This is a genomic window from Collinsella sp. AM40-7AC (assembly GCF_003468125.1).
GTDB lineage: Bacteria > Actinomycetota > Coriobacteriia > Coriobacteriales > Coriobacteriaceae > Collinsella > Collinsella aerofaciens_O.
In genome coordinates this window covers 1-17,522 of the sequence record NZ_QSGK01000007.1, presented here as the reverse complement: position 1 = coordinate 17,522, position 17,522 = coordinate 1, and the positions used below count along the sequence as shown (strand labels likewise).

At 57.4% G+C, this 17,522-nt stretch carries 20 protein-coding genes and 1 pseudogene; 12 read left to right on the top strand and 9 right to left on the bottom strand.

Annotated features, from left to right (window positions below):
- The first annotated feature begins 9 nt into the window (after positions 1 to 9).
- From DW892_RS06995 to hflX, 4 genes are read left to right on the top strand one after another with little or no spacing between them, the layout of a single operon-like run.
- Positions 10 to 327: a stage V sporulation protein S gene (locus DW892_RS06995; RefSeq protein ID WP_006235982.1), complete on the top strand. Its 318-nt coding sequence runs from the start codon at positions 10 to 12 to the stop codon at positions 325 to 327.
- Between the two features lie 45 nt (positions 328 to 372).
- Positions 373 to 1,743, top strand: coding sequence for a tRNA (N6-isopentenyl adenosine(37)-C2)-methylthiotransferase MiaB (gene miaB / locus DW892_RS06990; protein ID WP_117639868.1), 1,371 nt, complete (start codon positions 373 to 375; stop codon positions 1,741 to 1,743).
- Positions 1,743 to 2,681 (top strand): tRNA (adenosine(37)-N6)-dimethylallyltransferase MiaA, encoded by a 939-nt coding sequence (miaA, locus tag DW892_RS06985; RefSeq protein ID WP_117639866.1) that lies wholly within the window; start codon positions 1,743 to 1,745, stop codon positions 2,679 to 2,681. The genes miaB and miaA overlap by 1 nt, the downstream gene beginning before the upstream one ends.
- Positions 2,681 to 3,970 carry a GTPase HflX gene (gene hflX, locus DW892_RS06980; protein ID WP_117766609.1) on the top strand — a complete coding sequence of 430 codons (1,290 nt, stop codon included), beginning with the start codon at positions 2,681 to 2,683 and terminating at the stop codon, positions 3,968 to 3,970. The genes miaA and hflX overlap by 1 nt, the downstream gene beginning before the upstream one ends.
- Here the strand turns inward: hflX and DW892_RS06975 are convergent.
- Together DW892_RS06975 and lexA are read right to left on the bottom strand one after the other, a co-directional pair.
- Positions 3,955 to 4,659, bottom strand: a complete 705-nt coding sequence (locus DW892_RS06975) for a heparan-alpha-glucosaminide N-acetyltransferase (protein WP_117639862.1) — start codon at positions 4,657 to 4,659, stop codon at positions 3,955 to 3,957. The genes hflX and DW892_RS06975 overlap by 16 nt on opposite strands.
- Positions 4,659 to 5,303, bottom strand: a complete 645-nt coding sequence (gene lexA / locus DW892_RS06970; RefSeq protein ID WP_040359862.1) for a transcriptional repressor LexA — start codon at positions 5,301 to 5,303, stop codon at positions 4,659 to 4,661. The genes DW892_RS06975 and lexA overlap by 1 nt, the downstream gene beginning before the upstream one ends.
- A 160-nt stretch (positions 5,304 to 5,463) precedes the next feature.
- Between lexA and DW892_RS06965 the strand changes: the two genes are divergently transcribed.
- Genes DW892_RS06965 through dut form a run of 3 tightly spaced genes read left to right on the top strand, consistent with a single transcriptional unit; the run spans position 5,464 to position 6,859 of the window.
- Positions 5,464 to 5,916, top strand: coding sequence for a LysM peptidoglycan-binding domain-containing protein (locus tag DW892_RS06965; RefSeq protein ID WP_117766607.1), 453 nt, complete (start codon positions 5,464 to 5,466; stop codon positions 5,914 to 5,916).
- Positions 5,917 to 5,967: 51 nt separating this feature from the next.
- Positions 5,968 to 6,411 (top strand): transcriptional regulator NrdR, encoded by a 444-nt coding sequence (gene nrdR / locus DW892_RS06960; protein WP_022093781.1) that lies wholly within the window; start codon positions 5,968 to 5,970, stop codon positions 6,409 to 6,411.
- A 4-nt stretch (positions 6,412 to 6,415) separates the two neighbouring features.
- Positions 6,416 to 6,859 carry a dUTP diphosphatase gene (gene dut / locus DW892_RS06955; RefSeq protein ID WP_117766605.1) on the top strand — a complete coding sequence of 148 codons (444 nt, stop codon included), beginning with the start codon at positions 6,416 to 6,418 and terminating at the stop codon, positions 6,857 to 6,859.
- Between the two features lie 392 nt (positions 6,860 to 7,251).
- Here the strand turns inward: dut and DW892_RS06950 are convergent, their stop codons facing one another.
- Positions 7,252 to 8,556, bottom strand: a complete 1,305-nt coding sequence (locus DW892_RS06950) for a glycosyltransferase (RefSeq protein ID WP_117766603.1) — start codon at positions 8,554 to 8,556, stop codon at positions 7,252 to 7,254.
- A 118-nt stretch (positions 8,557 to 8,674) separates the two neighbouring features.
- Here DW892_RS06950 and DW892_RS06945 point away from each other — a divergent pair, with 118 nt between their 5' ends.
- Together DW892_RS06945 and DW892_RS06940 are read left to right on the top strand one after the other, a co-directional pair.
- Complete coding sequence (locus tag DW892_RS06945) at positions 8,675 to 9,613, top strand: NAD(P)/FAD-dependent oxidoreductase (protein WP_233546865.1); 939 nt, start codon at positions 8,675 to 8,677, stop codon at positions 9,611 to 9,613.
- Positions 9,614 to 9,767: 154 nt separating this feature from the next.
- Entirely contained in the window at positions 9,768 to 10,379 is a 612-nt protein-coding gene (locus DW892_RS06940) for a DUF1836 domain-containing protein (RefSeq protein ID WP_187365003.1), read from the top strand.
- 72 nt (positions 10,380 to 10,451) lie between these two features.
- On the opposite strand, the gene DW892_RS06935 is transcribed toward DW892_RS06940, so the two are convergent.
- The 6 genes from DW892_RS06935 to DW892_RS06910 form a co-directional block, all read right to left on the bottom strand.
- The gene (locus DW892_RS06935; protein ID WP_117766599.1) at positions 10,452 to 11,318 is read right to left on the bottom strand and encodes a DegV family protein; all 867 of its coding nucleotides are present in this window, start codon (positions 11,316 to 11,318) and stop codon (positions 10,452 to 10,454) included.
- A 177-nt stretch (positions 11,319 to 11,495) separates the two neighbouring features.
- Positions 11,496 to 12,617: an NlpC/P60 family protein gene (locus tag DW892_RS10650; RefSeq protein ID WP_117766597.1), complete on the bottom strand. Its 1,122-nt coding sequence runs from the start codon at positions 12,615 to 12,617 to the stop codon at positions 11,496 to 11,498.
- A gap of 32 nt (positions 12,618 to 12,649) precedes the next feature.
- Positions 12,650 to 13,180 carry an adenine phosphoribosyltransferase gene (locus tag DW892_RS06925; protein WP_187365002.1) on the bottom strand — a complete coding sequence of 177 codons (531 nt, stop codon included), beginning with the start codon at positions 13,178 to 13,180 and terminating at the stop codon, positions 12,650 to 12,652.
- A 36-nt stretch (positions 13,181 to 13,216) separates the two neighbouring features.
- Entirely contained in the window at positions 13,217 to 14,101 is an 885-nt protein-coding gene (locus DW892_RS06920) for a MerR family transcriptional regulator (RefSeq protein WP_117766593.1), read from the bottom strand.
- Between the two features lie 3 nt (positions 14,102 to 14,104).
- On the bottom strand, positions 14,105 to 14,539 hold the full coding sequence (locus DW892_RS06915; RefSeq protein ID WP_006236002.1) for an FHA domain-containing protein: 435 nt from the start codon (positions 14,537 to 14,539) through the stop codon (positions 14,105 to 14,107).
- 66 nt (positions 14,540 to 14,605) lie between these two features.
- A complete protein-coding gene (locus DW892_RS06910; RefSeq protein WP_089573364.1) occupies positions 14,606 to 15,310 on the bottom strand; it encodes a CDP-alcohol phosphatidyltransferase family protein in 705 nt (234 codons plus the stop codon).
- Positions 15,311 to 15,706: 396 nt separating this feature from the next.
- Here DW892_RS06910 and DW892_RS06905 point away from each other — a divergent pair, with 396 nt between their 5' ends.
- From DW892_RS06905 to DW892_RS06895, 3 genes and pseudogenes are all read left to right on the top strand, one after another.
- The gene (locus DW892_RS06905) at positions 15,707 to 16,435 is read left to right on the top strand and encodes a lantibiotic protection ABC transporter ATP-binding protein (RefSeq protein WP_117766591.1); all 729 of its coding nucleotides are present in this window, start codon (positions 15,707 to 15,709) and stop codon (positions 16,433 to 16,435) included.
- A complete protein-coding gene (locus DW892_RS06900) occupies positions 16,432 to 17,202 on the top strand; it encodes a hypothetical protein (protein ID WP_117766589.1) in 771 nt (256 codons plus the stop codon). The genes DW892_RS06905 and DW892_RS06900 overlap by 4 nt, the downstream gene beginning before the upstream one ends.
- A 35-nt stretch (positions 17,203 to 17,237) precedes the next feature.
- Positions 17,238 to 17,522 (top strand): annotated as a pseudogene (locus DW892_RS06895) (lantibiotic ABC transporter permease); the annotation flags it as partial.

Sequence of the window (17,522 nt, the reverse complement as noted above, 5' to 3'; positions counted from 1 at the left end):
AGTTTCTTCATGGATTGCCTGAAGGTATCAAGCAAATCATCGCCCGCGTCCGTTGCCGGCGCCATCGCCGGCATGGTCAAGGATGGTGTACCCGTCAACATCCAGTGTGTCGGCGCCGGTGCCGTCAACCAGGCTATTAAGGCCGTTGCTATCGCGCGCGGTTTTTTGATTCCAACCGGTTTTGATATTTCCTGCGCGCCCGTGTTCTCCGACATCCTCATTAACGGGGAGTCGCGCACGGCCATCCGCCTTTCTATCTACGTTCACCAGATCAATCGAGCTGCTATGGATAACGTCGTCATGGATGATGTTAAGCCTGTGGCATAGCTTCTGCTTGCCTTGTTTCGCTCCCCATCGTTAGGACTTATGCACATGGACCAGCGTTCCGTACGCGATATTCTTGCCGGTAAAACCTACTTTATCCGCACCTTTGGCTGCCAGATGAATCAGCACGACTCCGAGCGTGTGAGCGGTCTGCTTGATTCGTATGGCTGCCTCATGGCGCTCGATCCCGCGCATGCCGATATCGTTGTCTTCATGACGTGCTGCGTGCGCGAGGCCGCCGATACTCGCCTGTACGGTCAGTGCAATTCCTGCAAAAGCCTGCCGCCTTCGCCTTCGGGCAAGCGCGTGGTTGCCGTTGGCGGTTGCATCGCGCAGCGCGATGGCGAGGGCCTGCTCACCAACGTCGATAACGTCAATGTCATCTTTGGCACGCATTCCATTGCACATGTGGCCGAGCTCATTGCCGAGGCGTTCCGTGATGGTAAGCGTCATATCCGCACCAATGAGCATGAGGATACGGATGCCATGAGCATGCCGTGGCATCGCGAGACTCAGTATCACGCCTGGGTGCCCATCATGACGGGCTGCAATAATTTCTGCACCTATTGCATCGTGCCGTACGTGCGCGGTCGCGAAAAGAGCCGCCCCTTCGAGGAGATTGTCGACGAGGTGACCGGTTTGGTGCGTCAGGGCGTGCGTGAGATTACGCTGCTGGGCCAAAACGTTAACTCATATGGTCGCGATCTGTTTGGCAAGCCGCGTTTTGCCGATCTGCTGCGTGCCGTGGGCGATACGGGCGTGGAGCGCATCTTCTTTACGTCTTCGCATCCCAAGGACCTGTTGCCCGAGACCATCGACGCCATGGCCGAGACGCCTGCCGTTATGCCGCAGCTGCACTTGGCCGTCCAGTCAGGTTCGACGCGGATCCTCAAAGAGATGAATCGCCGTTATACACGCGAGGACTATCTGGGCCTTGTCGATCGCATTCGCAACCGCATGCCCGATATCGCGCTCTCGACCGACATTATCGTTGGCTTCCCGGGTGAGACTGAAGAAGACTTTGAGCAGACGCTCTCACTTGCCGAGACGGTCCGCTATGCTCAGGCCTATACCTTCATCTATTCCAAGCGCGCCGGTACCCCGGCCGCCGAGATTGACGATCCTACGCCGCATGAGGTTATTCTCGAGCGTTTCAACCGTCTGGTTAAGGTTATCGAGACCACGGCACACGAGTATAACCAGGGTGAGCTTCATACTGTGGTTCCGGCGCTCATTGAGGGAACGAGTAAAAAGAACGACGCGGTCCTGCTGGGCAAGAGTCCCAAGAATCAGACCGTGCATGCGCCTATCCCCGAGGGTTACAGCATCGATCAGCTTGTTGGTAAGATCGTTGATGTTGACGTTGACGTTGCCAAGACCTGGTATTTGTCCGGCTCCGTTGTGGGCGAGCCGCGCTAATGGTTTCTCCCGGGGCAGGTCTTTCCGCCGTTGCGATCGTCGGTCCGACGGCGGTTGGTAAGAGTGATGTTGCCGACCGTTTGGCAGCTCGTCTTTCGTCCGAAGTGCTGTCGTGCGATGCGATGCAAATCTATCGCGGCATGGACATCGGTACCGCAAAGATGGCGCCCGATGAGTGCACGGCGCCGCTGCGTCTCGTCGACATTGTAGAGCCGGGTGTGGCATATTCTGCTGCGCTTTATCAGGCCGACGCTCGCGCGCATGTTGAACGTCTCCTTGGTTCGGGTTGCCTGCCGGTTTTTTGCGGAGGTACGGGGCTGTATCTCAAGGCCGCCCTCGATGAGATGGACTTTCCCTCGGGTGAACTTGAGGACGATCGTCGTGCGGGCTATCAGGAGCTTGCCGAGCGTATTGGCGAGGAAGAACTGCATGCCTTGCTTGCCGAGCGCGATCCAGAATCGGCTGCTGTTATTCATCCCCATAACGTGCGCCGTGTGATTCGTGCGCTCGAGATGCATGATGATGGCGTCTCCTATGCGCAGCAAAAGTCGCAGTTTAGTGTTCCGCACGAGCATTATCATGCCCTTTGGTTTGGTCTGACGCGTAATCGCGAGGTGCTCTACGAGCGCATTAACCAGCGCGTCGATCTGATGTTTGAGCAGGGTCTTGTCGATGAGGTCCGCGGTCTTATGGGCCAGGGGCTGGGAGATGCCCTGACGTCGATGCAGGCAATTGGCTATAAAGAGATCATTGATGCTTTCAATGGCGTGATGAGCATGGATGAGGCTCGCGAACTCATTAAGATGCGTTCGCGTCGTTATGCCAAGCGTCAGCTTTCGTGGTTTAAGCGCGATGACCGTATCGTGTGGTTTGATATGGATGAATGTACGATCGATGAGGTCGTTGAGGATATCCTGCATCGTATTGAGGCTGCCTAATGCCCCGTTTCCCCCTTGTTCCCACGGCACCCGAGCCCGAGCGTGCCATTTTAGTTGGTGTTGAGTGGCGCGACAATGCATGGCCGCTCGATCGCTCGCTTGATGAGCTGGAGCGTCTTGCCCACACAGCTGGTGCCCAGTGCGTGGCACGCTTGTCGCAGCGTTTGGTAAAGCCGTATCCTAAATCGTTTATCGGTTCCGGTAAGGTTGAAGAGCTGTGCGGCCTGGTGCATCGCATGGATGCCGATGTCGTTATTTTTGACGACGACCTGACCCCCTCGCAGCAATCCTATTTGGAGAAAGCCGTGGGCGAGCCGGTAAAGATTATCGATCGTACTGCACTGATCCTGGATATCTTTGGCCTGCATGCTCAGACGCGTGAGGGACGCCTGCAGGTACAGCTGGCACAGCTTCAATATTTGTTGCCTCGCCTGCGTGGCATGTGGAGCCATCTCGCTAAGGAGCAGACGCGCGGCGGCATCGGCTCACGTTTTGGTCAGGGCGAAAGTCAGCTCGAGGTCGACCGTCGCCTCATTCGTAATAAGATCGCTGCGCTTCGTCGTGAGCTCAAGCAGGTTGAACAGCGTCGCGATGTTCAATCCAAGAGTCGCATTGAGTCCCCGGCGTTTCGCGTCGCGTTAGCCGGTTATACCAATGCCGGTAAATCGACGTTGCTCAATCGTCTGACCGGCTCTACGGTACTTTCGCAGGACAAGCTGTTTGCTACGCTCGACCCGACGACGCGTTCGTATCGTCTGCCCGGCGGTCGCGGCATGACGATTACCGATACCGTCGGCTTTATTCAAAAGCTGCCGCATGGTCTGGTCGATGCCTTTAAATCGACGCTGTCCGAGGTTTTGGGTGCCGATCTAATTCTCAAAGTCGTAGATGCGTCTGACGAGGACTATGAGCGGCAGCTGGAGGCTGTCGACCGCGTGCTTGATGAGATCGGCGCCGGAGAGCGTTTAACGCTGACCGTATTCAATAAAATCGATCTTCTCGATAGCGTCGATCGATTGAGTTTCCGTCGTCGCTATCCGGAGGCCGTTCTGTTCTCGGCCCAAACGGGCGAGGGGCTCGACGATCTCGTCGACCGGATTGCTCGCGAGGCAGCTGCCACCGATGTGTTGCTCTCCGCTGATATCCCGTATCGTGAGGGCGCTCTCATCACGCTGGTGCATGAGCAGGGAACCCTTCTGCATGAGGAATATCTCGAGGACGGCGTTCGCATTGTGGCGAAACTGCCGGCTCGTATTGCACCGCGGCTCGAGCGTTATCGCACCGAGTAGACGATCTCCAAAATGCCCAGAATGATGGGCTGATGCAGCAGATAAAAGGGGAGAGCGTGACGTCCAAGGCTGGCGAGCGCCGGCAGGGGGTTGGCGTAGGCCCAGCTAGGGACGGTCTTATCGATACTCTTCGCTATGTGTGCGGCGAAGTATCCTGCAAGATACATAAAGATAAACGGGATGATGGGGTAGTAATCACCTGAGACAAACCCAGGGCTCGGAAATCCCAGCCACGCCAGGTAGGGGACAGGGTAGATCGTTTTGGGGATGCTCCAGGTGAGGGCGAACAACACAAGGCATAGGGGCATGCCCCATCTCGCCGTTATCTTCTTAAGGACGGGATCGGTCAACGCCACGATGCCGGTGCATGCGGCCATGCAGTAGATGATGCCAAAATTAACCGAATCGTCGAATGAGACAAGTGTTGTTGCCAACCAGACAACGAGTGCTGCTAAGGCGTATTTGGCGGCACGTTTGATATTGTTGCGCGAAAGAGTGCACATCCAACCCGCGATAAACAAAAATACCCAGCTGATGCTGGCGCGCCAGACGTCTTGAAAGACAGTCTGGGTAAACCAAGGCATATCCCAGCCGTACAGGTAGGCGAGATCATAGCAAGCGTGAAAACCTGCCATAGAAATCATCGTAAACCCGCGGACGGTATCAAAGATGGTGATGCGTTTTTGCATTAGGAGAACCGGCGCATTAAACCGACAACTTTACCCAAAATAACGGGGTTCGTCGCATAGATGGGCTCCATAGTGTCGTTCTCGGGCTGCAAGCGCACGCGCCCCTGCTCCTTGTAGAACGTCTTGACGGTCGCTGAACCATCAATCATGGCCACGACAATTTCGCCGTTCATGGCACTCTTTTGTTCACGGACGATGATGTAATCGCCATTGAAGATGCCGACATTGATCATTGAGCTCCCATGCACCTCAAGGATAAAGGAACCCTGATCAGTGGCGATTTCGGTCGGGATAGTAAACGTGTCTTCAATATTCTGCTCGGCCAGAATGGGAATCCCTGCCGCGACGCGACCAACGAGCGGTAGCGAGACCGTTCCGCGAGGTGCGGTGGGCTCGTCAGATTTAGAAATTGAGACAGAGGAACCGTCCTCGTTAAAGAGTTCCAGGGCGCGCGGTTTGGTGGCATCGCGCTTGAGTAGCCCGCGCGCCTCCAGGGCAGAGAGATGGGCGTGCACGGTGCTGGGGGAGGAAAGGCCCACGGCAGAAGCCATCTCGCGCACGCTGGGCGGATAACCCTTCTCCTGCTGATATTCCTTGATGAAGTCGTAAATTTGCTGCTGACGCTTGGTAATTTTGCGAGCCATCAGGGCATCCTCTCTACCCATGTCAAACAAATGTTCGAATTTTGCTTGACAGGAACAACTGTTCGAAGATAATAATAACCGAACATTCGTTCTCGCGCTAGACATTTTTGTCCGCGCGGCTTGATAAAACTGTTCTCAGCAAAACACGCGAGAGGAGAACATGATGAACGCAACGAATATGGTCCAGGGAAACCTCGCCCTTAAGCTCGAGACGCCTGCAGAACCCACTTTTACGGTTGTTCAGGGTGGCCGCTCCGGCATTCAACCTTTGACCGTAAAGCCTGCTCGCAATCAGCAGACTGTAGTCGCGCCGGCCCGCGTTGCCCTGAAGGTTCCGACGATTGTCGCCGTCGCCGTTGCGCTTACGCTCTTCTTTGTCCTCGCTACTTCGGTCTTTAGCGCTCGTCACGCCGCGTATGCCGAGTCCGTTTCCAACATTACTTACGAGACCATTCGCGTTCAGACTGGCGATTCTCTTTGGTCGCTTGCCGAGGAATATCCAATCGAAGGCCTTTCCACGCAAGAGACTTCCGACATGATCCGTAACGTCAATCATCTGGAGCATGGTTCGCTCGCCGCCGGTGCGCATCTTAAGGTTCCTGCTCGTTCGTAATCATTATCGCGCTGCGCATGGTACCCTTGTTATCGTTTAAGAGGAGGTACCATGCGCTGTCCCAAATGCGGCAAGGCACATACCCGCGTCGTTGATTCCCGTATGCAGGAGTCAAATAACACCATTAAGCGCCGTCGCGAATGTTGCTCGTGTAACTATCGCTTTACAACGTTCGAGCGATGCGAGGACCCTATCGAGGTCATTAAGTCAGACGGAACCAAGCAGCGGTTCGATCGCAATAAGCTGCTCGTCGGCTTGATGCGCGCCACCATCAAGCGCGATATCGACACTAAGAAGCTCAATGAGATTATCGACGACATCGAGGTCGAGCTGCGCTCTCGCACACTGACGGCCGTCACGTCCCATGAGTTGGGTGACATGGTGCTCAAGCGCTTGGCCAAGATCGACAAGGTTGCGTACATCCGTTTTGCCTCGGTCTACCGCGATTTCAAAGACGTCGATGAATTTCTGCAAGAGCTCGACAAGCTAAGGTGATTCCATGTCCAACATTACCGTCAACATAAAGCGTCTCGACCCCACCGTCGAGCTTCCCAAATACGCCCATCCCACCGATGCCGGCTTGGATCTACGCTCCAACGAAGACTGCGTCCTGAAGCCCTTCGAACGCCGTCTGGTCTCTACGGGGCTGGCCATCGCCCTGCCCGATGGCTACGCCGGCTTCGTCCAGCCCCGCAGCGGCTTGGCCATCAAGCAGGGCTTGTCTATAGTCAACACGCCGGGCCTCATCGACGCTCACTACCGAGGAGAACTCAAGGTTATCCTCATCAACCTGGATCCCACCAACGACATCCAAATCAACAAAGGCGACCGCATAGCCCAACTCGTCATCCAAGAAGTCCCCACGGTCAATCTCATAGAAGTAGAAGAACTAGACGAAACCGACCGAGGCAAAGGAGGCTTCGGCTCCAGCGGCATCGCCTAGGGCGCTCGTATCCCTCCCGCCCGGGGCTTACCTATATCATTCCATGCTCAAACATTCTCGCGTCGCTTCGCTCGCTGCGAAACTGCGCGTGGAACGATATAGGTAAGCCCCGGCGGGCGGCTACTCGCTTGAAACAATATTTACTTTTCTAGTAAGTCGATGCGATAAAGGGACGCCTCCTTTGTCGCATCGACTTACTGTATTTATATTTTCTGGTTCCCCTTTGCAGATTCTACTGGAGGGGAATCTGGTATAGCTGCTAGTACGTAAACGCAGCTTACCCGCGGGAGGCCCCTATATATCGTCCCACGCGCAGTTTCGCAGCGAAGCGAGAATGTTTGAGCATGGGATGATATATAGGGGCCTCCCGCGGGTAAGCGGACATAAAGACGCTAGCGGATATGCGCGGGTTTTCCGCCCCAGTAGAAGCGGCAGAAGGCTCTTTTGCGCTTTTGGGGTTTGCCTACGAGCTCCATGGTTGCGATGGCTATGTCTTCGGCTGCGTGGGGGCGGCGTAGTACTTCGCCGTTGATGAGCAGTGCCTTGAGCGACTCAGGATGATCGTGGAGATGACGCAACGTCACGATGAGCTCTCGTGCGGTGGTGACATGCATGCTGGCGCCCATGCCGGTGAGCATGGTGGTGTTGGCCTTTTCCTGGCCATAGGACTTGCCCAGCAGGATCATCGGCAGATGTGCGCATAGGCACTCGGTGACGGTGAGTCCGCCCGATTTGAGAATTGCCAGGTCGCAGCCGTGCATGAGGGCCGCCATGTCGTCGACATAGTCCAGCACCGTGACATTTTCGAGCTTCATGGCATCGAAGAGTGTCTTGAGGCGGGCGGCGTATTCGGCGTCCTTGCCCGGCAAAAAGACGAAGTGCATGTCCTCGAAGCTGCGCAGGAAGGGGAGTGTGTGGTCCATCGCCGCGCGAAAGCGAACGTACGGTTGAGGCAAACTGGCGCCGGCCATTACCAGCACGACGGTCTTGTCGGTGGGGAGGTTGAACTTGGCTAGCTCTTCCTCGCGATTGTAATCCGTGTCGAATCCGGCGCGAATAGGAATGCCGGTAATGCGAATCTTTGTCTCGGGTACCTTGCGCGGACGTAGCGTTTCGGCCATAAATTCGTTGGCAACACAGAATAAATCGGTGTCCTTGTGGGGCCACCAGCCCTCGACTTCGTAGTCGGTCGGCACGCAGATGACCGGATAATCGATACCCGTAATTACGCGGGCGCCCACGGCGACATTGGCTGCTGTGATGTGCGTTGCGACCACGGCTATGGGCCTGCGGCTACGAATATATTCGTTGAAGGCGGGGAACATAATTCGCGACCATGCTGTGCCGCCGCCCCAGAGCAGATGTCCCGTAAGCGTATATCGCCAGGTCAGGTCGTAAATGGGGCGCGTGGCTCCCGTAAAAGAAGCCGCGGTTTTATTGCCGTCGAATTTAATACGTCCAAAATCAAGGATATCGAGTACTTCAATCTCAACATCCTCGGGGATGCCATTGTTGCCGCGGATGAGGTCGAATGCCTGCGCAATCGCATTTGCGGCGGCCTTGTGGCCCGAGCCGACCGAGGCGTGCACGATGGTCACGAGAGGTTTTTGCTGAGCCGAGAGCGTGGTTTTTTTCTTCGATTGGGGAGTGCTGAGCGTAAGAAGGGGAGCGTCGTCGCTCGTCTGCGTCTGATCCATCGATAACTCCCCTTCGACGTTGTAACACGGATTTATCATTGTAGTGCATGAGTGTCACGTTCACGTAAATTTGGGTATGAGCGCAAAGAACGACAACGTTTCGACGAGAGGACTCTTCATGGCTACCGACCAGACGATCGATGTTGCGATTATCGGTGGCGGTCCCGCGGGTTATGCTGCCGCCATTTATGCGGCGCGCGCCAACCTGACGACGACTGTCCTTGAGCAGGGCATGTCGGGCGGACAGATCGCCACATCCAACGAGATTGAGAATTATCCTGGCATTCCACTGCTGAGCGGTGCTGAACTTGGTGAGCGGTTCCAACAGCATGCTGAAGGCTTGGGGGCTCAGGTTGAATGGAGTATGGTGACAGGCGTCGATTACGATGCCGATGCGGCTCACTTTATCATTCATCATGATATGGGCGACACAGCGGCCAAGAGCGTCATTGCGTGCATGGGCGCCACGCCGCGTCCTGCGGGTTTTGTTGGCGAGGACACGTATCGCGGTCGTGGCGTTTCGTATTGCGCAACATGTGACGGCATGTTCTTCCGCGGCAAGCAGGTCTTTGTTATCGGAGGCGGCAATTCGGCATGCGAGGAGGCGCTGTTCCTGTCCGACATTGCCAGCAGCGTGACCATCGTGCTGCGTCGCGATCAGTTCCGTGCACCCGAGGGCGTTGTGAATAAGGTGCTTGCTAAGGACAATATTTCAGTTAGGTACCAAACTAGTATTGTTGAGCTTTCTGGTGAAGCGATGCCCACGACAATTACGTTCAAGGACAATGCGAGCGGCAAGACGCATGCTGAATCCTTTGAACCTGGGTCATTTGGCATTTTTATCTTTACGGGGACGCAACCACATACCGAGCTTGTTGAGCATCTAGTCGATCTGGCTCCCGACGGCGGCATTCTCACTGATGATTCGATGGCTACCCGTTCGCCCGGCTTATTCGCAGCCGGCGATATCCGTTCCAAGCGTTTACGCCAGGTTGTGACCGCCGTTTCGGACGGAGCCATAGCGGCAACCAGCGCATACGCTTTCCTACGCGCATAAGTACGATAATATATCTTATGTAAGGTTGGTATCTTTAAACATAGTGGTTGGACAGTGCATCAATGTGCCGTCCAACCACTTTTATTTTGCGGCTATGTGGTATGCAAAACTAGATAACCTAGAATACAATATGAAAAACGAACGGAGGCTTCTTATGAACCACGCTAAACATGTTATCCCGATGTCCGATACGTCGGTCAGCATTAAGCCTGAGGATATTCAACCGACGGTGCTGCCGGATGCATTTATTCAGTCCGATACGGTGCGTAAACTCAACGCGTTGAGCCTGCCGCGCTATGACCAGCTGCCCAACGTAACGCTCTATCGCGATCAGGTTATTGAATATGTTGCACTGTGGATGGAGCCGCTTTCGATTTGCGTAGAGCAGCCCGTTATTACGCCATCGATGATCAATAACTACGTGAAGGTCGGCCTCGTTCCTGCTCCGGTTAAAAAGCAGTATGGCCGTGAGCAGATTGCGCGTCTCATCGCCATTTGTATCTTTAAGCAGGTGCTGCCCATCGCTGCGGTTCAGGCGCTCTTTAATATTCAGCGCTTGAGCTACGACGCTCCGACGGCTTTCGATTATGTTGTCGATCAGCTCGAGGCATCGATTCGTGCGGCGTTTTCTGTTGAGCAGACTCCCGTGCCCGATACCGCACATCAGGTTACGCGTGAGTCGTTGCTCGTACGCAGTGCTGTATCGTCCTTCGTTTCGAAGGCGTATCTGATGAGCTATCTCAAGTTCAATGGGTTTAATAGCTAACCGAGGTATAAGACGGGCGGGATAAAGAGCCAATGGCTCCTTATCCCGCCCGTACGTTTGTCTAGTTGGATATTATCGGCCCGAAGCCACGCCCATGCCATAGCCGATGATGAGGCCGTGCATCTCGGCATAATATGAATCTAGCCCGTTACAGGGCATGATGATAGTCTTGGAGCTTGGCCAGCGCTCCACAATGCGGCTGGCAAGTGCCTGGGCGCCCGTCTCATTCTCGACATGGTCGATAACGACCTCGCCGCCAGTAAAGCCCTCGGCCTCCATGGTATCGACAATCTTGCCAAGCATCTTCTTTTCCCCACGGGTGTGACCAACGAGCTTAATCTCCCCCGTCTCGCTTGCTGTGCCTAAAACTCGAATGTTGAGTTTATTGGCGATGACCCCGGCTGCCTTGGGAATACGTCCGGCCTTTGCAAGGTTCTCGTAATTACACAGGCTAAAGAGGATCTTGCTGTTCTGCTCCAAGCTATCGAAGTAAGCGCAGGCGTCCTCAAAGGAAACGTCCGGGTTGCTTGCAAGATAGCGGTCGAACAGCAGGAAGATTAGGTCCATTTTGCCGCCGGCTCCGCGTGAATTGACCAGATGAATCTGTCGATCCGGCTCTTCGGCAAGCACCATGTCACGTGCGGTGGCCGCGGCATTGTAGCTTCCCGAGACGCCCTCCGAGATGGGCATGCAAATCGTCTTGTCGGCAAGCCTAAAGAGTTCGGCCCACTCACCTACGCTTGGACAGGCGCTCGAAGAAGCGCTCGACTCCTCCTGCACGGCGCAATTGAGCTCGTGAACGTCGAGCGTGAGGTCATCGACAAACTCACGCTCCCCCACTCGGATCTTAAGGGGTGCAAATGCAAAGGTGGTATGAGGTGCGGTTGGTTGCCAATCGCGAAGATTGCAGCTCGAATCGGAGATAAGTGCCCAGCTCATTGGGGGTCCTTTCTAATTGTTCCCCAACAATTATAGCCATCTTTTTGATTGATTGGATGGCTATCTAGTTTTGAATACTAGATAGCCGTCCTGATTTTATGGCAAACGGTAGGGAAAAAAGAATGGGCCTCGTGACTCAAGATCGCGAGGCCCACGTTCGTTCGCTGTAGTAATAAATTAGTAGCGTACGAAGATGTAGTTGTTGTTCATGCCGGCTGCAACGGAGCTGATGATAACGCCGGTTTTGTAGTCGGAAGCATGGATCATCTGACCATTACCGATATAGATGCCTGTATGGTAGGAGTTAACCACAACATCGCCGGGTTGCGGATCGGACACACGGGTCCAACCCATGAAGGTGCCGGTGGTGCCCAGGCGGCAGTAGCGGCCCGTGAGGCAATAGCTTACAAAACCGGAGCAGTCAAAGCTGTTCGGTCCAATGCCGCCCCAGGAATAAGCGTATCCGAGCTTGCTGTAGGCGCGCGAAACAACGGTACCGCCGTCAACGGACTGGCTCGGTGCGGAAGGCGTCGGAGTCGGAGCGGGCGTCACGGGCTGCGGCGTGGGAGCAGGAGCCGGAGCGGGCGCAGGCGTGTTGCCGCCGCCGTTGTTGGCCGTACCGCCACCATTGTTGGTGTTCTCGGTCGTACCGGCGGTGTCGTTGCTCACCGTGGCCTTTTCGGCAGTGCTGGCGTTGATACCCGCCTGCAGCGCGGCGTTGGCCTCGGCCTCGGCAGCAAGCTCGGCCTGCAACTGTGAATCCAGGGAGTTCACGACACTCTGAGCCTCGGCCTGCTGAGCGTTGAGCTCATCGACCTTCTTCTGCGTCGCGGCGACGTTCTTCTCCTGCTCGGTCTGCTTATCGGTGAGCTGCTGCTTAAGGTCCTTGACCTCCTGAATGGTCTGGGCCTGCTTGTCGGACACCTTGCCGTAGTAGAAGAGACGGTTGAGCATGTCGCCCAGATCATCGACGCCCGTTAGAACCTGGAGGAGACTCAGGCCACCGGTCTTGTACTCACCGGCAACGTAGGTCGAAAGCTTTGCCTGACCCTCGGCGATCTCTTGCTGCTTTTGCGTGATCTCGCCTGCAGTCTGATCAAGCTCCTGCGTCTGTGCGGAGAGCTCTTCATGAATTTGCTGGGTTTGGGTGCCAATCTGCTCGAGCTTGGTACGGGCAGCGGCAAGGTCGGATGCGGTATCGGCGTAGGCCGGAGCCACGAGGCCCAGGCCCAAAACACAAGCGAGGGTTGCCGTAGCAGCGCAGCGTGCCATGTTTCTGTGCGTGTTTGCTGTGCGCATGGAGCTTCCTTTCCGGTATCTAAGGGTAGCGGCTAGTCCACCGTTACCAGGCTAAAGAGCTCAATGTCCTCGTTAGAAGGCGTGAGCTTCTTGCGCGGGTTGAGAAACGCAAGCTCAAGGATACAACCGTAACCCACGAGCTTTGCGCCCATATCTCGCACCAGTTTACCTGTTGCCTCGACGGTTCCGCCCGTCGCGACCAAGTCGTCCAGAATTAACACGGTATCTTTAGAGCTGATAGCATCGGCGTGAATCTCGATAGAATCCGTTCCATACTCGAGCTCGTAGCTCTCGCTGACCGTCTTGCGCGGCAGTTTGCCGGGCTTACGTGCGGGAACAAAGCCGGCACCCAGAGCGACGGCCACGGGCACACCGACCATAAAGCCGCGGGCCTCGGGTCCTACGACCTTGGTAATGCCCATGTCGGCAAAATGCTCGGCAAGGGCATCCACCATGGCCCTCAGGGCCTCGGGATTGCCAAAGAGCGGTGTGATGTCCTTAAAGACGACTCCGGGCTCGGGATAGTCGGGGATATCGACGATATGAGATTCGAAGTCGTACATGGCGTGACCTTTCATGGATTGCCGGGTGGACGGCGATTATTTACCCGTGTTAGCAGACGGGTTATGCGAGGGGACGACGACCTTGGACGGTTGCACGAGCGACTCCTCGTGCGCGGCAACCGCGGGGACGCTTGCCCCATCGCTTTTAGCCTTGGTGGATTCGGAACGTGCGATCTCCTCATCGAGGGCATCGATATCGGCGTCCTCGACCACGGCGTTGAGCGACTCAAAAACGCGGTTTTTGAGCAACGCGGTGTGCACGCCTTCCGTCAGGTCGTGAAGCTTCTTAAACGCACGCTCGAGCTTGGCGTTGCGCTCGTCATCGGAGGTATCCATGCCGAGCATGCTTACGAGCACTTGCTCAAACATCGAGGATTCACGGTTGGCGGAAGACACGTACTGACGCAGGTTGCGCGGCTCGATATGGAAGCGCGACAGCTCGGAGCAGTAGCGGATGATCGGAAAATCGCGACCATCGACAAGCTCGCGGTTCTGCGGACTCTTGATGATGCGGATAAGGTCGTTCTCGGCGAGCGAGCGGATAAACGAAATCTCGACGCCCAGCATATCGGGAATGGTCTCGATGGGATGCAGCTTTTGCTTAGTCTCCTTGGGCTCCGTCTTGAGCGGAACATCTGACAGCAAGCCCACCTCGTAGGCGAGCGTTGACAGGTCCGTGGCGTTTTCCAAGCGCTGCTTAATCACGTTGAGCGGCATATAGCGGGTCTTCTGCAGGTGCAGGATGACCTCCAGGCGGTCAACGTCCTCCTTGGAGTACTGACGGTATCCCTTAGGCGTACGATGAGGGGTAATGAGCCCCTCATCTTCTAGAAATCTAATTTTTGAGTTCGAAAGATCGGGGTATGCGCCTCGAAGTAGGTTGACGACTTGGCCGATACTCAGATAGTTGCGTTCGGCCATGCCCTACTCACCGGTTTCGATGCGCTCCGGCGTGCTCTCGTGGTAGATGAGCGTAAACGTACCGATCTGAACGGAAGAGCCGTCGTGCAGCGGAGCGGCGTTGACAATGGCACCGTCGACCCAGGTGCCATTGAGCGAGCCCAAGTCTTCGATGCGAGCGCCGAGTCCCTCGCGAATAATGCGCGCGTGGCTGCGCGAAACGGTCATGTCATTGAGGAAGATGCCATTCGCGGGATCTCGGCCGATGGTGGTCACGTCGTCCTCGAGTTCAAAGGCGGCACCCGTCTGCGGACCCTTGACGATAGACAGAACGGGGGCGGTGATGCGCACGTTGGCCATGAGGTCGGGAACGGTGACGTCGCTTGAAGGCACGCGGAATACGCAGGTAGCGTCAGCAGTCTTATCATTCTGAGGCATATTGTTAACCATGTTGTCCATGACAACCCCTAACTTATCGCGGACGTGCCGCAAATAATGAACCGTACGTAATCATACCCCAACGAATCAGTCTTCGATTTCGGGGTTAAGAAAGTCGATGTCCTCGTCCTCGGGATGCGCGAGGGCCTGTTTAATGGCCACTCCGCCCTTAATAGAGTAGATGACAGCGGTGAGCATGGAGAAGATCACACCGCCATACACAAAGAAGATGCCGAGGGGCACCGAGCTTCCGTTGAGACCCGGGAAGGCCGTGAGGGTTGAAGGTAAAAGGTGCAGGCCGTCAATAACGGGGAACCCGAGCAGCATGAGCGAGAAGCCGGTCATGAGCAGCGCAGTGGCAATCTTTCCGGGAAAGACGACATCGATGGGGCGACGGTGATAATGGCGTACGATAAGCGTGCCGATGCCCAGATAGATGTCGCGGCCAATAATGAGCACGCAGACCCAGATGGGCAGCTCTCCGCGGACTACCAGCCCCAAGACGCCGGTGAACAGCAGCGCGCGATCGCAGATGGGATCCATGACCTTGCCGAGCCACGAGACCGTCTTAGTCATGCGGGCGATCTGACCGTCCATCCAGTCGGTGGAGGCGGCAACGGCGTAGATAACGATGGCGATGACGCGGTTGTTATCCGTCACAAACAGGTACAGAAATACCAGGGTGAGGATCAGGCGCGTAAAGGTAATGAAATTGGAGATCGTAAAGATCTTATTCGACGGGTAATCGGAAGTGCCGATAAGCTCCTTTTTGATCTTCTTTTTGATGCCCACAGGACTCCCCCGCTGGTTAACGACAAAACTTTCGATACTATACCCGTTCCGGCGATGTCTATCCAGCGTAAGCATAGAGAGTCCAGACATATGGAGGATGCTACTGGGTTGTGCGGGATTCTGCATTTGTGTACATCAGCCTCCAAACATGCCGAAAAATGTCGGTTTTGGAGGGTGATGTACACGTTTTGATTCGGTGATGACATCGATCGGGAAAGTTGTTGCCTTAAGCAAATTAATCATGATGTGCGGGTCGAGAAGGGCTGGCGCCAAAAGAGCCCAACGGCCGTTACGGCTTCGTTAGAAACGCGCCCCACCATGGATGGTGAACCCGAAAGGTAAGGCGCGCGGGCATGGTGAATCGGCCCGCGCGCCCGGAAGAGAAAGGATAAACCCATGGGTTATATGCTCGAGACGTGCGGGCTCACCAAGCGCTTCGGCCGCGGCGACCAGGCGCGGGACGCCGTGGCCGACGTGAGCCTTCATATCCGCGAGGGCGAGGTGTACGGGCTGCTCGGCCCCAACGGCGCCGGCAAGTCGACAACGCTCAAGATGATCTGCGGGATGCTGCGGCCGACGGCCGGGGAGATCCTCTTTGCCGGGCACGCCTGGCGCCGCGAGGACCTCTACGCAATCGGCAGCCTCATCGAGGAGGCGCCGCTCTACCCCAACCTCACCGCGCGCGAGAACCTGCGCGTGCGCACCACGCTGCTGGGCCTTCCCGAGAGCCGCATAGATGAGGTGCTCGCCGCCGTGGACCTCGCGGACACCGGGAAGAAGCGCGCCGGGCGCTTCTCGATGGGCATGCGGCAGCGCCTGGGGCTCGCGTTGGCGCTGATCGCCCGGCCACGCCTGCTCGTGCTCGACGAGCCCACCAACGGCCTCGACCCCATCGGCATCGAGGAGCTGCGCGACCAGATCCGCGGCTTCGCGGCGGCGGGTACGACGGTGATCGTCTCGAGCCACATCCTCTCCGAGGTGCAGCAGATGGCGGACACCATCGGCATCATCTGCGGGGGGCGCCTCGCCTACGAGGATGCGCTTCGTCCCGGGCAGGACCTCGAGGAACTCTTCATGAGCTTCTGCCGGGAAGGGCGACGAGCGCGCGGGGAGGTGGCGGCATGACGGGCGAGAAAGGCGGCCTGCTCGCGGCCCTGCGCGCCGAGGCCCTGAAGTCGCGCCACGCGGCACCGGTTCGCCTGGCCGTGCTCATGGCGCTGCCGATGCCGCTGCTCGGCGCGATGCCCTACCGGGGCGTGCAGATCTTCAGCGCGTGGAACTACTGGTACGCGCTCTTCCTGCCCGTGTCTCTCTCGCTCGTGGTGGCGTGCGTCGCGCGGGCGGACGCTCGCACGAGGATGCGGGGGCTTCTGGGCCTGGGCTTCCCGCTCGGGCGCGCCTGGTGGGCCAAGGCGCTCTGGTGCCTCGCTCTTTGCACGCTCTCGAACCTCGTGGTCTTCGGCATCTTCCTCGCGGGATCGGCGTTCTCCTCGCAGGGCCTCACGGCCGCGGGCACGCTCACGATGCTCCTCTGCGCGCTCGCCAACACGGTGACCGCGGCGTGGATGATCCCCGCAGGGCTCTTCCTCACGGCGCGGCTCGGCATGCTCGCGGGCATCTTCTGCCCGCTCGCCGCGCAACTCGTAGGTGGGTTCGCCTGGTCGCTGATGCCGCTGCCGCAGCTCTTTCCGCCGTCGGCGAGCATGGTAATCCCCACGAGCTTCATCCCCGTGCTGCCGAGCGGCGAGCCGCTCGCGGCGGACATGGCGCTCGGCGGGGCGCTCACGGCGGACGGCGTGCTCACGCTGGCGGGCCTTGCGGTCTGCGCGCTCGCGTTCGCCGCGCTCACGGCGGCGGGCGCGGCCTGGTTCGCGCGCTCCGAGGAGAGGTGATGGCCATGACACGACTCTCCGACCCGACGCCGCGCATGACTCTCCCGCGGGCCCTGCTCTCCGAGGCCCTGCGCCTGGCGCGCTCCCCGCTCGCGGCGGTGCACCTCGCCTGCGGCCTGGCGGCCGGTCTTGCCTGCGGCGAGTACTTCTCCGTAGCCCGATGGGACCCGGCGCTGGGCGCGGACGCCTACGCCCAGTTCCTCGGCGCCCTCATGCCGCTCATGTCCGCCATCGTCTGCGGGCTCGCCGTGGACGAGGAGCGCGCTGCCGGGCGCCTCGCCAACCTCACGGCGGTCCCCTCGCGCGGGCGCGCCGTCGCG